This is a genomic window from Kitasatospora sp. NPDC057015 (genome assembly GCF_042673745.1).
Classification (GTDB): domain Bacteria; phylum Actinomycetota; class Actinomycetes; order Streptomycetales; family Streptomycetaceae; genus Kitasatospora.
In genome coordinates this window covers 251,364-264,376 of sequence record NZ_JBHUSG010000001.1, presented here as the reverse complement: position 1 = coordinate 264,376, position 13,013 = coordinate 251,364, and the positions used below count along the sequence as shown (strand labels likewise).

Annotated in this window: 14 protein-coding genes; 7 read left to right on the top strand and 7 right to left on the bottom strand. The window is 76.0% G+C overall.

Going from position 1 to position 13,013, the window contains the following annotated elements; translation table 11 throughout:
* Nucleotides 1–135: 135 nt before the first annotated feature.
* The 3 genes from ACFTWP_RS01170 to ACFTWP_RS01160 all read right to left on the bottom strand — a co-directional run bounded on the left by ACFTWP_RS01170 (nt 136) and on the right by ACFTWP_RS01160 (nt 3,217).
* Complete coding sequence (locus ACFTWP_RS01170; RefSeq protein ID WP_380261294.1) at nt 136–1,641, bottom strand: PTS transporter subunit EIIC; 1,506 nt, start codon at nt 1,639–1,641, stop codon at nt 136–138.
* 45 nt (nt 1,642–1,686) lie between these two features.
* Nucleotides 1,687–2,610, bottom strand: coding sequence for an N-acetylmuramic acid 6-phosphate etherase (gene murQ, locus ACFTWP_RS01165; RefSeq protein ID WP_380261292.1), 924 nt, complete (start codon nt 2,608–2,610; stop codon nt 1,687–1,689).
* A 280-nt stretch (nt 2,611–2,890) separates the two neighbouring features.
* Nucleotides 2,891–3,217, bottom strand: a complete 327-nt coding sequence (locus ACFTWP_RS01160; RefSeq protein ID WP_380261290.1) for a UBP-type zinc finger domain-containing protein — start codon at nt 3,215–3,217, stop codon at nt 2,891–2,893.
* A 109-nt stretch (nt 3,218–3,326) separates the two neighbouring features.
* On the opposite strand from ACFTWP_RS01160, the gene ACFTWP_RS01155 reads away from it, so the two are divergent.
* From ACFTWP_RS01155 to ACFTWP_RS01145, 3 genes are all read left to right on the top strand, one after another.
* Nucleotides 3,327–3,548 carry a hypothetical protein gene (locus ACFTWP_RS01155; RefSeq protein WP_380261288.1) on the top strand — a complete coding sequence of 74 codons (222 nt, stop codon included), beginning with the start codon at nt 3,327–3,329 and terminating at the stop codon, nt 3,546–3,548.
* 191 nt (nt 3,549–3,739) lie between these two features.
* On the top strand, nt 3,740–4,189 hold the full coding sequence (locus tag ACFTWP_RS01150) for a hypothetical protein (RefSeq protein ID WP_380261286.1): 450 nt from the start codon (nt 3,740–3,742) through the stop codon (nt 4,187–4,189).
* Nucleotides 4,190–4,289: 100 nt separating this feature from the next.
* Complete coding sequence (locus ACFTWP_RS01145; protein ID WP_380261284.1) at nt 4,290–4,811, top strand: hypothetical protein; 522 nt, start codon at nt 4,290–4,292, stop codon at nt 4,809–4,811.
* 22 nt (nt 4,812–4,833) lie between these two features.
* On the opposite strand, the gene ACFTWP_RS01140 is transcribed toward ACFTWP_RS01145, so the two are convergent.
* Nucleotides 4,834–5,586 carry a hypothetical protein gene (locus tag ACFTWP_RS01140; protein ID WP_380261282.1) on the bottom strand — a complete coding sequence of 251 codons (753 nt, stop codon included), beginning with the start codon at nt 5,584–5,586 and terminating at the stop codon, nt 4,834–4,836.
* Nucleotides 5,583–6,824, bottom strand: coding sequence for a 2-isopropylmalate synthase (locus ACFTWP_RS01135; protein WP_380261280.1), 1,242 nt, complete (start codon nt 6,822–6,824; stop codon nt 5,583–5,585). The genes ACFTWP_RS01140 and ACFTWP_RS01135 overlap by 4 nt, the downstream gene beginning before the upstream one ends.
* 220 nt (nt 6,825–7,044) lie before the next feature.
* Here ACFTWP_RS01135 and ACFTWP_RS01130 point away from each other — a divergent pair, with 220 nt between their 5' ends.
* Together ACFTWP_RS01130 and ACFTWP_RS01125 are read left to right on the top strand one after the other, a co-directional pair.
* On the top strand, nt 7,045–9,006 hold the full coding sequence (locus tag ACFTWP_RS01130) for an acyl-CoA dehydrogenase (RefSeq protein WP_380261278.1): 1,962 nt from the start codon (nt 7,045–7,047) through the stop codon (nt 9,004–9,006).
* 155 nt (nt 9,007–9,161) lie between these two features.
* Nucleotides 9,162–9,758 carry a dihydrofolate reductase family protein gene (locus ACFTWP_RS01125; RefSeq protein ID WP_380261277.1) on the top strand — a complete coding sequence of 199 codons (597 nt, stop codon included), beginning with the start codon at nt 9,162–9,164 and terminating at the stop codon, nt 9,756–9,758.
* A gap of 82 nt (nt 9,759–9,840) precedes the next feature.
* On the opposite strand, the gene ACFTWP_RS01120 is transcribed toward ACFTWP_RS01125, so the two are convergent.
* On the bottom strand, nt 9,841–10,827 hold the full coding sequence (locus ACFTWP_RS01120; protein WP_380261275.1) for an NAD-dependent epimerase/dehydratase family protein: 987 nt from the start codon (nt 10,825–10,827) through the stop codon (nt 9,841–9,843).
* Nucleotides 10,828–11,166: 339 nt separating this feature from the next.
* On the opposite strand from ACFTWP_RS01120, the gene ACFTWP_RS01115 reads away from it, so the two are divergent.
* Together ACFTWP_RS01115 and ACFTWP_RS01110 are read left to right on the top strand one after the other, a co-directional pair.
* Nucleotides 11,167–11,619, top strand: coding sequence for a MarR family winged helix-turn-helix transcriptional regulator (locus tag ACFTWP_RS01115; protein ID WP_380261273.1), 453 nt, complete (start codon nt 11,167–11,169; stop codon nt 11,617–11,619).
* Between the two features lie 107 nt (nt 11,620–11,726).
* Complete coding sequence (locus tag ACFTWP_RS01110) at nt 11,727–12,002, top strand: hypothetical protein (RefSeq protein ID WP_380261271.1); 276 nt, start codon at nt 11,727–11,729, stop codon at nt 12,000–12,002.
* 62 nt (nt 12,003–12,064) lie between these two features.
* Here ACFTWP_RS01110 and ACFTWP_RS01105 read toward each other — a convergent pair whose 3' ends face one another.
* Nucleotides 12,065–12,970, bottom strand: coding sequence for a class I SAM-dependent methyltransferase (locus ACFTWP_RS01105; RefSeq protein WP_380261269.1), 906 nt, complete (start codon nt 12,968–12,970; stop codon nt 12,065–12,067).
* Between the last annotated feature and the right edge of the window lie 43 nt (nt 12,971–13,013).

Genomic DNA, 13,013 nt, shown 5'->3' with positions numbered 1-13,013 from the left:
TACGCGACCGGGCGGAGCAGTTCGGACGCCGCGGAGCCGGCCGGACCGGTGCACCGCCGGACGTCCGGGAGGACGGGATCCGCCGCGCGGCCGCCGCCGTCCGCCGCGACCGGGCCGTCACGCTTCGCGACCGGCTCACCGGGCGGGTGCCGGCTCGTCCGCGGGATCGGCTGTCGGCGCCGCCGCGGGCGCGCCGTCCGGTTCGGCCAGCATGTCCCTGCTGAAGCCGAAGAACCAGGTGGCCGCGAAGCCGGTCAGGTAGCCGACGAGCAGCCCGCCCGTGTAGACGGCGAGGGTGGCGACGAACCCCCGGCTGCCCTGGATCAGCGGGACCAGCGCCCAGCCGGACGGGCCGATCGCGGTCGAGCCGACGGTCGTGCCCAGCTGGTTGCAGAGGCCCACGAAGGCGCCGCCGAAGGCCCCGCCGACGCAGGCCGTGACGAACGGCCGGCCGAGCGGGAGCGAGACCCCGTAGATCAGCGGTTCGCCGACGCCCAGCAGCCCCGCGGGGAGGGCGGACCTGATGGTCGCCCGGATCGGGGCGTTGGTGCGCAGGCGCAGGTAGACGGCCGCGGCGCAGCCGACCTGCCCGGCTCCGGCCATCGCCAGGATCGGCAGCAGCACGGTGTGGCCCTGCTGTTCGATCAGGGTGGTGTGGATCGGGATGAGTGCCTGGTGCAGGCCGAGCATGACCATCGGCAGGAACAGGGCGCCGAGGACGAGGCCGGCCGCAGCACCGCCGTGGGCGAGCAGCCAGGTGGCGAAGGCACCGATGGCGGCGGACACCTCGCCGGCCAGGAACATCAGCGCGAACAGCGTGGCCAGCCCGCTCACCAGCACCGTCACTGTGGGAGTGACCAGCACGTCCAGCGACTGCGGCACCCAGCGGCGGCACCCGCGCTCCACCCGGACGGCGAGCAGGGCCGCGCCGAGCGCGCCGAGCACCCCGCCCTGGCCGGGGGAGAGGTGCTCGCCGAGGACCTCGACCCGGGCCACCCCGGCGTAGACGATCACGGCGGCGACCGCGCCGCCGAGGATCGGGGTGCCGCCGAACTCCTTGGCCGTGTTGAAGCCGACGAAGACGGCGATCAGCGACATGAAGCCGGCGGAGATCGCGGTCAGCGCCGGCACCAGCGCCGGCACCCACCCGAGGTTGACCAGCAGGCCGTTGAGCCCGGCGATGATTCCGCAGCCGATCAGGGCGGGGATCAGCGGGACGAAGACGTCGGCGATCCGGCGGAGCAGCACCTTGCCGGGGGTCGCGTTGCGCCGTTTCAGGGCGGTCCTGATCTCGGCGCCCCGAGCGGCGGCCGGACCGTCGACGTCCGGTCCGTCGCCGTCCGCCGGGTCGCCGGCCGGGGCGTCACCGGGGACGGACGCGGGCCCGGCGTCCAGCAGGGCCCGGAGCTCGGCGTCGACCCGGGCGACCACCCCCGGGCCCAGTACGAGCTGGTACGTGTCGTCCTCGACCACCCCCAACACGGCCGGCAGCGCCCTCAGTTCGGCGCCCCGGACGAGGCCGGGGTCGCGCAGGCGCAGCCGGAGCCGGGTCATGCAGTGGGCGAGGGAGGCGATGTTGCCCGCGCCCCCGACCAGCGGAACGATCGAGGCGGCGATGGCGCGGTTGCTGTCATCCGTCATGCTGCTGCCTTGCGGGAGAGGGGCGGGGGGATGCTCCGACGAGCGTCAGGCGGCGCCGAGCGCCTCGCGGAGGTGGCCGTGGGCCGCCTCCAGCAGCCGGGCGGCGGTGGGCGCGTCGACCCCGCCGAGGATGACGAGGATCGCGTTCTTCGCCTCGCCGCCGGTCGCGGCGAGGGCCTGCTCGACGGTGTCCTCGTCGGCGCCGGTGGCCAGTGCGACGATCCGCCGGCAGCGCGCGCGCAGCTTCTCGTTGGAGGCGCGGACGTCGACCATCAGGTTCCCGTACGTCCTGCCCAGCCTGATCATGGTGACGGTCGACAGCAGGTTGAGGACGAGCTTCTGGGCCGTGCCCGCCTTCAGCCGGGTGGAGCCGGTGATCAGTTCGGGGCCGACCTCGACCTCGATCGGATGGTCGGCGGCCTCGCCCAGGGCGGAGCCCTCGTTGCAGGACAGCCCGACGGTGAGCGCCCCGACGGCGCGCGCGTGGACGAGCGCGCCGATCGCGTACGGCGTGCGGCCGGACGCCGAGACGGCGACGAGCACGTCGTCCGGGCCCAGGCCGAGCGCGGCGAGGTCCCGCCCGGCCGCCTCGGCGCTGTCCTCGGCGCCCTCGACGGCGCCGACCAGTGCGGCCGGGCCGCCGGCGATCAGGGCGACCACCTGGCCAGGGTCCGTGCGGAAGGTGGGCGGACACTCGGCCGCGTCCAGGGCGCCCAGCCGTCCGGCGGTGCCGGCGCCGGCGTAGACCAGTCGCCCGCCCCGGGCGAGCCGCTCCACGACGGCGTCGATCGCCGCGGCGATCTCCGGCAGGCGGCCGGCCACCGCGTCGGCGACGGTCCGGTCCTCGGCGTTCATCAGCCGGACGATCTCCAGGGTGCCGAGCCGGTCGATCCCGGCGAGCTCCGGGCGGTACGCCTCGGTGGCCAGGGTGTCCAACTGCGCGCGCAGCGCCCGGTCCGGCGCGCTCATCGCTCGCGCTCCGCCGGTGCGGCCCGGCGCACGGGCGGCCTGCGACCCCGCCGGGCCCGATCCGGGACCCTCGCCCCCGGGGGGCGGCGGAGCGGTGTCTTCTCGACCGGGCTCATCTGCGAAGACTACGTCCGGCCACGGGCTGCGGGCCCCTTTCGACGCCGGGGATCGCCCGGAAGGGTGAGCACGGATCCCCCGCCCGCCGGCCGGTCGGAGGCGGGCCCCGCCCACGTCCTGCCGGGGCCGGCGAACGACCACCGGGCCGGCCCGCCCCGGCGGTTCAGTCGGCCGGCCGGAGGAAGACCTCGTCGGCGTAGCACCAGGCCCAGTCCTCGCCCCGCTTCAGGGAGCGGGCGAGGTCGTGGCCGGACTCGGCGTGCGCGTGGGCGTACGCGTGCTTCCCCTTCGAACTGTCGCAGCAGCCCAGGTGTCCGCAGACCAGGCACTGGAGCAGGTTGACCCAGGTGCCGCCGACGCGCAGGCAGTCCTCGCAGCCGCGCCGCCCGGCGGGCGGCAGCCCTCCGCGGGGCTCGTCCAGGTGCCCGCAGACCGGTTGGACGAACGCGCCCGGTGCGGGGGCGACCTGCCATGCGGTGCCGGAGTCCATGCCCACCACCCTACGTGCGTCGGCGCCGGCCGTCGTGGGGCCAAATCCGTTGCGTCGCCCCGCCGGCCGCTGCCAGGGTGGAGGCCCCGCCGTCCACCGAGAGGACCACATGCCCAGCCCGTCCGGATTCAGCTACGACCTGCGACCCGACGGCACCGTCGTGGTGTGGCACCACGGCAAGGCCGCCGCCCGGCTGCGCGGTCCGCGCGCGGCGCGGTTCCTGGACGAGAGCGCCGCCGGTGACCCGCAGCTGGTGATGGCCCGCTGGACGGGCAACTACAAGCGCGGCAACGAGCGCACCGCGGCCCGGCACCCCCGCAACGGCCGCTGAGCCCGGCTGCCGGCGGCCCGGGTCGTACCGGCCGACCGTCGCCCCTTCGGCGGCCGACGGTCGGCCGGGAATTGTGCCGAATCCCTTCCGCGGGCTCCGCCCCGGCCCGATCATTGACGGGCGCCACCGGGCCTGGCAGGCAACCGTGCTGTCGGTCCGTCAGACGTCGCCGAGGTGAGGACCGGACCCGCATGCCCTTGATCGAACCCGCACCGCCCAGCAAGGCGCCCGCCGTCTGGCTGGCCGTCGTGGCAGTCGTCCTCACCCTGGTCGGCCTCTACGTGTGGCCGTGGTGGTCCTTCGGCTCCGATCGGACCTTCCTGGAGTTCCGCCAGGAGTACGCGCACGGGGCGAACCCGGGGGCGCCGTGGTCGGACGTCGTCTACATCAGCTGGTTCCGGTACGGCTACCTCCTCCAGACCATCGCCGTGCTGGTGCTGCCGTTCGCGGTGGTGCGCGAGGACCGCTGGCACTGGCTGGCCCTGCCGGCGGTGCTCGGCTGCGCCTGGCAGCTCTTCGGTGTGCTCGGCAGCACCGTCTTCCGCACCACGCCGGCCCCCTTCCTGGGCCCGCTCGCCGGGTTCCTCGCCCTGCTCGGCTGGCTGCTCGGCCGCCGCACGGTACCGCGCCGCGTGCGGTGACGGGCGCCTCCCGACACCGGCCGGTCCGCGTCCGGCCGTCCGGCGACGGGAGTGGCCCGCCCCCTCTGCAGCTCCGCCGCCCTCCGAAGGGACGTCCGCGATGAGCGGTGCCGGATCCGCCGCGCTCACCCTGAGCTTCCAGCCCCGACTGCGGGCCGGCGTCCTGCGGGGGCACGCCCTCGTCCTCCTGCCGGGCGGGGGCGTCGCAGCGCTGCCGGGGACTGCTCCCGCGCCCGTGCTGGCGTTGCGGCTGTTCTCCGCCCGGATCACCTCCCTGAGCCGCCCGCCCGCCGAACCGGGCGGGCGCCGGGAGGAGCTCGTCGGACTGGCGGACCCGGAGCAGCCCCGCCTGGTCCGGTTCCCGCTGGGCGTCCGGCCCGCCGCCGGTGGGCTGGAGTGCCGGCTCGACTGGGTGCTGGACCCGGTGGACCCGAGGTTCGGGGCGGCGGGGGAGGAGATGCTGCTGTTCCGCGTCGACCTGCGCGTCCCCGCCCCCGAGGGCGGGGAGCGGATCGTCGGCGCCGGGCGGATCATCGTGAGCTGGGACGCGGAGCCGCCCTCGGCGGCGGACCGGTGGAGCCACCCGGACGGGCCCCGGAGGCGGCCTCGACTCCGCGGGTGACGGCCCCCGACCGACTCGGTGGTCAGCGGAGGGGCCCGGCCGTCCCCGGATCGGTGTAGGCCGTCCGGACGTACCGCAGGTAGTCGCCGGCGTCCGGACGGGCCGCGTCCTGGGCGCCCCGGCGGTGCAGGCCGACCGTGCCGTCCGGGTGCAGGCGCAGGGTCGTGGTGGCGGCGCGCGGTGCCCCCGCCAGGCCCCGGCCGGTCGGCGGTGCGTCGGCCGGCGCGTCCGTCCCGAGGACCGGCACGTCCGGCGGGAACATCGCGACCGCCTCGGCGGCGGTGGCGGCGGGCGGGTGGCCGGTGCGGTTGGCGCTGCTCACGTAGAGCACCGGGAACCCGGCGAGGACGGGCAGCAGCGGAGTCCAGCGGGCGCCGAACAGCAGGGTCCAGCCGTCCTGGCAGGCCGGTTCGAGCCACGACGGGACGCGGCCCGCCGCCCGCAGCGGCAGCAGCAGCGTCACCCGCTCCTCCTCCAGCAGCCGGTGGGCCGCGGCGAGGAGCCGGGCGTCGAGGTCCAGGGCCGCGTCGAGTGCGGGCACGATCGCCGGATCGTGGGCCCAGAGCGCGACGGCCTGGTCGGCGGGGCGGCCCTTGGCGGTGTTCACGGCCCGGGGGTCGGTGCCGGCGACCACCCGGGTCAGCGGCGCCGGATTGGGGAGGACGACCGCCGACCCCCGCCCCAGCGCCAGCCGCGCGCCGGCGGCGTCCACGGTGCCGGCGTCGGGTCCGGTGCCGGCACCGGTACGGCGAGGGGAGTCGCCCCCGGGGGTCACGGGGTGCCCTCCGCGGCGTCGCGCAGGCCGTCCAGATAGCCGGCGAACACCGCGTCCGGCACGACCGCCCGACCGGAGCGGAAGGCCAGCTGCTTCACCCAGCGCATCGCGGCCCGCGCCTGCGCGTCCTCCAGCCGGTGGCCGAGCCGGGCCGCGACCGCCGTCACCACCCGCGCGCTCGCCAGCTGGGTGAGGACCACGGTGGGCTCGACTCCCAGGGTCCGCGCGGGGTCGAAGGGTTGGAAGAGCCCGGGGTGGACGAACGGCGTGCCGGTGGAGATGGTGGCCACGCCGCTGCCGACGATCGGTGTGGTCACGGTCAGCGGCACCCCGGTCTGCTCCGACACCATCCGGGCGATGCCGGGCAGGCGGGTCAGGTCCGGGGCCTGCCACCAGGGTTCGGCGTCCGCGCCGAGGATCGCGGCCGCGGGCCGCGGGTCGTGGGCGAGCAGGAACAACAGCTGCTCGGTGGCCACCATGCCGCTGCGCTCGGCGATTCCCAGCCAGGAGGCGGAGACGACGCGGACGCCGGCCCGCAGGGCCTCCAGGGTGTTGGCCAGGCCGAGCCCGAGGTCGTTGTGCAGGTGCGAGGCGAGCACCGTCCCCGGTCCGGCTCCGGCCCGCACGGCCCCGAACATCGCCGCCGCCTCGCCCGGCAGTTGGCGGCCGACGGTGTCCGCGAGGACGATCGTGCCGGCGCCGGCCGCGGTCGCCGCCGCCGCGTACTCGGCGGTCAGCCCGTGGTCGGCACGGGAGGCGTCGGCGAAGCAGAGGTCCGCCGCCACCTCGTCGTCCAGGTCCCTGGCCTCCTTGACGAGGGCCACCCCGGCCTCCAGGGCCTCGCGGGCCGCCCGGTGGGTCATCACCCGGGCCATCGCCTCGGAGGCGGGCACCACGATCATGATCCGGGCGTGCGCGCTGCCCCGGACGGCGGCCAGCGCCTGGCGTACGTCCGCCGAGCCCGCCCGGCACACCGCGGCCACGCTCACCGCGCCCTCGGCCTCGGCCGCCACCCGGCGCACCGCCTCGAACTCCTCGCCGCAGACGGCCGGGAAGCCCGCCGCGAACACCACGTGCCGGGGCCCGGCGGAGCCGAAGAGCCGCCCCTGCTCCCTGGCCAGCCGCACCCGGAACTCCGCGGGCATCAGGGTCTTGGCCTGCGCGCCGTCCCGGGCCGACTCCTCCCACAGCACGACCCGGCCCGCCTCGGCCGACTCGCGGATGACATCCCCGCCCACCCTGCTCCCCGATCCCCGCGCGGCCCCTCTGGCCCGCGGCACCGGCGCCCGCCGGTCGCGGAGCGCACACCGCTCGGTACTCTAGGTGCTCGCGGGAGTCGAGTGTGACGTTCCGTCAATTCCGCTCCGTTTCCGCCTTTGCCGCCGGCGAATCCCGACGGGCGCCCGTGATGCCGGTCACAGAGCCGTGTCCCCGGGTGCGGTGGATCTTTAGCAGGACATGATCACCTCACTGGGCGGCCCGCCCGCGGCGCGCAGCGCCGACACCGCGGGCCGCGGCACCACCGCCGAACTGACCCGCCTGCTCTTCGGCGAGGACCGCGAGGAGGTCCACGGCCGCTGGCGCCGGTTGGGGACCGACCCGCGGTTCCGCCCGCGCCACGACGCGAGCGCCGCCGAGCAGACCGAGGACTCCTACCGCCGGCTCCACCTGCTGAACGAGGGAGTCGACGCCACCGCCCTCGCCCGCGACCCGTACGGCCTCACGGCGCTGCACGAGTGGACCGGACCACTGGACGGCGCCCTGACCGTCCTGATGGGCATCCACTACAACCTCTTCCTCGGCAGTCTCGTCGACCACGACCCGCACCCCAAGCGCACCCTGGACGAGTACGCGGCGATGGACCGCGTCGGCACCTTCCTCTGCACGGAACTCGGGCACGGCAACGACGCCGCCGCGCTGGAGACCGTCGCCAGGTACGACCCCGACGACCGCACCTTCACCCTGCACACGCCCAGCGCGGCCGCCCAGAAGTTCATGCCCAACACCGGGCCGGCCGGCGGCCCCAAGAGCGCCGTCGTCGCCGCGCGGCTGCTCGTCGGGGGCGCCGACCACGGCATCTTCCTCTTCCTCGTACCCCTCGGCGACGAGGCCGGCCCGCGACCGGGCGTCATCGTCCGGCCGCTGCCGCTGCGCCCGGGCAGCCCGGTCGACCACTGCCTGACCTCGTTCGACGAGCTCGTCCTGCCGCAGGAGGCGCTGCTCGGCGGGGACCACGGCCGGCTCGCCGACGACGGCACCTTCCACAGCGCCCTCGGCAGCCGGAGGAAACGGTTCCTCACCAGCATCGGAAGGGTCACCCTCGGCAAGCTCTGCATGAGCGCCAGCGCGCTCGGGGTATCCCGCGCCGCCCTCGCCACCGCGGTCCGCTACGGTCACCACCGCCAGGTCGCCGGCGCCCGCCCCGGCGTCCGGACGCCCGTCTGGTCGCATCGCAGCCACCACGGCCCGCTGGTCGAGGCACTCGCCACCACCTACGCCATGAACGCCCTGCACCGCACCGCCGTCGACCGCTGGGCCGGACACGACCGCACCGACCCGGCGGACGTCGCCGACGCCCAGCGCCTGGTCGCCGTCACCAAGGGCTGGACCACCTGGCAGGCCCGCGCCGTCCTGACGGAGTGCCGCGAACGCTGCGGCGCCCAGGGGCTGCTGCCCGTCAACGGCATCGTCACGGCCACCATCGACATCGAGGGCACGATCACCGCGGAGGGCGACAACCTCGCCCTGTGGGCCAAGGCCGGCGCCGAACTCCTCCTGGCCCCGGACGTGGACCCGGCCCCGGACGCCGCACCGGCCCCGCACACCGCACCGGCCCGGGGTGTCGTTCCTGCCCCGGCCGGGCAGGGGCCGGGCTGGGAGGCCGGCCGGGGTGCCGACTCCGCCGCCCCGAGCCGCCGGCTCGGCGAACCAGGCTTCCTGCAGTCGCTGCTCCGTGCCGCCGAGGACCAGTACTTCGCCCGGGCCCGGACCCGAATGCGCACCGCACCACCGGGGGACAGCCTCCGGCGGTGGAACGCCGCCGTGCCGTTCGCGCTCACCGCCGTCACCGTGCGCGCCGAGCGCCTCGCGGGCGCCGCCCTGCTCGACCTCGCCCAGCAGGCCGCCGACCCCGCGGCGGCCGCCCTGCTGCACGACCTGCACCGCCTCTTCGCCCTGCGCCGGATCAGCGCCCACACCGGGCCGCTGCTGGCCGCCGGCCGGCTGGACGGGGGCGAGGTCGCCGCCCTGCCGGACTTGGTCGAGCAGAGCATCGCCCGCCTCGCCGACCACGCCGGCCGGCTCGTCGATGCGTTCGACCTGCCCGAGGAACTCCTCGCCGCCCGCCCGATCGCCACCCCGGACTACCAGCAGGCCTTCGACGACCCGGACGCCCACTGGCACCGGGCGCCGGTCGGCTGACGCCCGCTCTCGCTGGTGCTGTCGGAGCCCCTCCAGCGGTGCCTTCGGCCCGCCCCCGCGCGTCAGCTGAGGCGTTGTCAGTGCTCGATGAGATGGTCCTTCAGGTGACGGGAGCCGCCGTCATCACCCCCTGTCGACGAGGAGGAGTGCGTCCCATGCGCATCGTGGCCAGTGAGTTCATGAGTCTGGACGGCATCGTGCAGGCGCCCGGTGGGCCGGACGAGGACACCGACGGCGGATTCGCCCACGGCGGCTGGTCCCACCCCTTCTTCGACGCGGAGGTGGTCGGCGGGGCCTTCACCGAGGTGCTGGACCGCGCCGAGGCGCTGCTGTTCGGGCGTCGCACCTGGCAGACGATGGCCGCGGCCTGGCCGGAGCGCGCGGGGGACCCGTTCGCTGACCGGATGAACTCCATCCCGAAGTACGTGGTCTCGCAGACGCTCGGCGAGTCCGAGCTCACCTGGGCCAACACCACGCTCGTCCCCGGTGACCAGGCGGTGGCCCGGATCCGCGAGCTGCGCGCCGCCGACGGCGGCGACCTGGCCATGATGGGCAGCCCCAGCCTGGTCCGCACCCTGCTGAGCGAGGGCCTGGTCGACGAGCTCCGGCTCATGATCATGCCGGTGCTGCTCGGCGGCGGGAAGTCGATCTTCCCCGAGGACGGCGCGCTGCGCACCCTCGAACTGGTCTCCACGGTGACCAGCGGTACGGGGGTGAACGTGTGCACCTACCGGCCGGCCCCGCGCGGGTAGCCGGCGCACGGGCCGGGGAAGTGGACGCGGGCCCGTCCCGTGGGCTGTCCGGGGGCCGTCCGCCGTGCCGGATCGAAGGCGGTCAGCCGAGCGCGGCGAGGAGTTCGCGTTCGCGACCGGCGCTGAGGCCGGCCCGCCGGCTGCGGTCGAGGCCCTCGGCGCGCTCCCAGGCGAGGGTGTCCGCCAGCAGGTCCGCCCTGGCCCGGTGGCGCAGCCCGGCGGCCCGGGCCGCCGCGCCGCTGCGCGCCGACCAGCCCTCCCAACCGGGTTCGGTCAGCCACATGGCCAGCGACTCCGGCCCCATGAACTGCGCCACCCCCTGGTCGAGCAGCCAGGCCGGGTCGGCGGACGCGACCGGCCCGACATGGCCGCCGACGGCGCGGGACAGCGCGATCCAGTCGCCGAAGGCGAGGCTCGGGCCGACGGCGTCGAAGGTGCCCGTGGTGCCGGCCTGCCCGGCGTCCAGCAGCCAGCCCGCCAAGTCCCGGACGTCGACCACCTGGGTCGGCAGTTCGGGGGTGTCGGGCACCAGCATCGGTCCGTGCGGATCCCGCGCCGCGCGGCTCACCCAGTAGCCGGACCGTCCGCTGTGATCGCCCGGGCCGCCGATGAGTCCGGCGCGGGCGACGAGCAGGCGGTCGCCCACGGCGTCGGTCGACGCCGCCTCGCAGGCGGCCTTCGCCTCGCCGTACGCCTCGCGGTCCACCTCGGGGAGGGGCGTCGCGGTGAGGAGCGGCGTGGACTCGTCGGCGTCGGGCTGCGCGTGGGAGGCGTAGGCGCTGACCGAGGAGACGTAGGACCAGTGCCCGGCCCGGTCGGCCAGCGCGGCGAGGGCCGCGCGGACGAAACCGGGCTGCCAGGACACCTCGACGACCGCGTCCCAGTCGCGGCCGAGCAGCGGCTCGTACGCCGCGGGGTCGCGCCGGTCGGCGGTGACCAGCACCGCGCCGTCCGCGACGTCACCGCTCTCGCCGCGCGCCAGGCAGGTGACCTGATGCCCGCGGTCGATCGCCTGCCGGGACAGTTCGCGACCGACCCACGCCGTTCCACCCAGTACCAGGATCTTCATACGAGCACTCAAGCACCGGGCGGGCCGGCTGCCCAGGCTGTTCGCGGAGAGCGAGCAGGCACCCCTCTGCGAGCGCCCCCGCGCGGACGACCTCGCCCCGGCCGTCGGAGGTCCCCGGTCGCCGGTCCGCCTCCCCCGCTGCTCCCGGGGGCCGCTGCTCCCCAGCCGCCCCGGCTCCCGCCGGTCCGTCAGACGCCCGCGGTCCGTGCGGAACCGGGTCGGCGCGTCACCGGCGCTCCCCGGGGCATCGACCAGGTCAGGGGCACTTCCCGGCACGATGCGCACCGCCGGCGCCGGGCATACTGGCCCTTCGGGCGCGAGGAATCGGAGACAGTGCGCATGGAGAAGCCCACGGGCTCGATCGAGTACGAGACCATGCTGTTGGGTCGGTACGTCCACATGGGCGCCCGTAGCAAGCGCACCAGCGGCAACCTGGACCGCAGCGCCTACATCCTGCTCAGCCGCCTCCGGATGGAGGGCCCGATGTCCATCGGCGAGCTCAGCGAGGCGTTCGGCCTGGACACCTCCACGCTCAACCGGCAGACCGCCGCGATGATGCGGGCCGACCTGGTGGAGCGGATCCCCGACGCCGAGGGCGGCATCGCCCGCAAGTTCCGGGTCACCGTCGAGGGGGCTCGCCGGCTGGAGGAGGCACGGACGGAGCTGGTGAGCGGCCTGGACCGGGTGCTGGCCGACTGGACGCCCGAGGAGGTGGCCGGCTTCGCCGCCTACCTCAAGCGGTTCAACACCGACATCGAGAACCTGGACGGCCGGCCCTGGCCCCGCCCCTGACCGTCCGGGTCGCCGCCCCGCTCCCCGCTCTCCCTCGGTCCGCCGTCGGTCGCCCGGTCGGCGGTTCCGCCGGTCGAAGTGTCGGTGGCGGGTGCGATGCTGCGGTCATGGACGAGGAGGAGCAGTTGATGCGGGGGCGGGTGTACGGGACGGACCACGAGGACCCGGACCCGGGGCCGAGATCGGGGCGCGCCTACCGGGAGCTGGTGGCCGGGCCGCTGGACGGTCTGCTGCTGGACGTGACCGGCTGGACCTCGGCGGAACTCGCGGACGGTGCGGCCCTCCCCACCGAGATCGGCGCCCACGGTGCTGGCGGCCGGGCCTGCTACGGGCCTCGCCCGGGTGACCCGTTCCGCTGGGACTGGGAGGGCGACGTGCCCTGAACGGCCGGGGCCGTTGTCCGGTGGTGTCGCCGTGCCGAGGCCGGTCCGGTCGCGGCGGGCGGTCAGGGGAGCCGGCCCCAGGCGGTGACCAGTCCGGGGGAGAGGTCCGCGGCGGTGCCCGAGGCGAGGGAGGCCTCGGCCTCGGCCAGCTGCCGGGCGTCGACGATCCCGGTGGCGAGCATCTCCTCCCTGGTCCGCTCCCAGGTGTCCAGCCAGAACGCGGCGATCGGGCTGCCCACCGTCAACGGGGGCACCAGGATCTCGGCGCCGACCTCGGTCAGCCCCAGCTCCCGCAGCAGCCCGGGGTACCCGGGCGTCCAGTCCACGTCGGTGCCGATGCCCGCCCGCAGGGCCTGCCACATCGCGCGCATGGCCAGCCGGTACGGGGTGTCGGGCGGCCCGGCGGTGGTGAGGTCCACCGCGTCGCCCAGCACCAGGCGCCCGCCCGGGGCGAGCAGTCCGCACAGTCGGGCGGCCACCTGCCGGTACTCGGGCAGGTGCATCAGCACGAACCGCGCGTGCACCAGGTCGAAGCGGCCGGGGGCGAAGTCGGGCGCCGTGACGTCGGCGGCGAGCGTCCGCAGGGCTCCGCCGGCGTAGGGCTCCAGGAACCGGACGTCCCGGTCGACCGCCAGCACCTCGTCCACGCCGGCCTCGCCCGCCAGCCAGCGGGCGATCGTCCCGGTACCGGCACCGACCTCCAGGCAGCGCATGCCGGGGCCGGCGCCGAGGGCGCGCAGGCGGGCGCGGGTGAATCCGTCGTAGGCCAGCGAACCCAGGTCGATCCGCTCGCCCTCGCCCGGCTTCCAGGGCTCGAACAGGGACTCCCCGTAGCCGCCGCCGACGGCCGCCGCGGAACCGGCCGACCCTGCGGGGCTCCCGTCCTCGGGCACGGCGTCCTCGGGCATGGCGTCCTCCAGTCCGTCCCGCCCGGCCGCCGGGGCCTCACGGCCGGCCGGTGCGGACACACTTTCGAGCGTATCCGCAGTCCGGTGCCCCCACCTGCCGCGC

Excerpts from the sequence above, each read along its gene's own strand:
- ACFTWP_RS01170 (WP_380261294.1), bottom strand. The coding sequence starts at position 1,641 with ATGACGGATGACAGCAACCGCGCCATCGCCGCCTCGATCGTTCCGCTG.
- murQ (WP_380261292.1), bottom strand. The coding sequence starts at position 2,610 with ATGAGCGCGCCGGACCGGGCGCTGCGCGCGCAGTTGGACACCCTGGCC.
- ACFTWP_RS01160 (WP_380261290.1), bottom strand. The coding sequence starts at position 3,217 with ATGGACTCCGGCACCGCATGGCAGGTCGCCCCCGCACCGGGCGCGTTC.
- ACFTWP_RS01155 (WP_380261288.1), top strand. The coding sequence starts at position 3,327 with ATGCCCAGCCCGTCCGGATTCAGCTACGACCTGCGACCCGACGGCACC.
- ACFTWP_RS01150 (WP_380261286.1), top strand. The coding sequence starts at position 3,740 with ATGCCCTTGATCGAACCCGCACCGCCCAGCAAGGCGCCCGCCGTCTGG.
- ACFTWP_RS01145 (WP_380261284.1), top strand. The coding sequence starts at position 4,290 with ATGAGCGGTGCCGGATCCGCCGCGCTCACCCTGAGCTTCCAGCCCCGA.
- ACFTWP_RS01130 (WP_380261278.1), top strand. The coding sequence starts at position 7,045 with ATGATCACCTCACTGGGCGGCCCGCCCGCGGCGCGCAGCGCCGACACC.
- ACFTWP_RS01125 (WP_380261277.1), top strand. The coding sequence starts at position 9,162 with ATGCGCATCGTGGCCAGTGAGTTCATGAGTCTGGACGGCATCGTGCAG.
- ACFTWP_RS01120 (WP_380261275.1), bottom strand. The coding sequence starts at position 10,827 with ATGAAGATCCTGGTACTGGGTGGAACGGCGTGGGTCGGTCGCGAACTG.
- ACFTWP_RS01115 (WP_380261273.1), top strand. The coding sequence starts at position 11,167 with ATGGAGAAGCCCACGGGCTCGATCGAGTACGAGACCATGCTGTTGGGT.
- ACFTWP_RS01110 (WP_380261271.1), top strand. The coding sequence starts at position 11,727 with ATGGACGAGGAGGAGCAGTTGATGCGGGGGCGGGTGTACGGGACGGAC.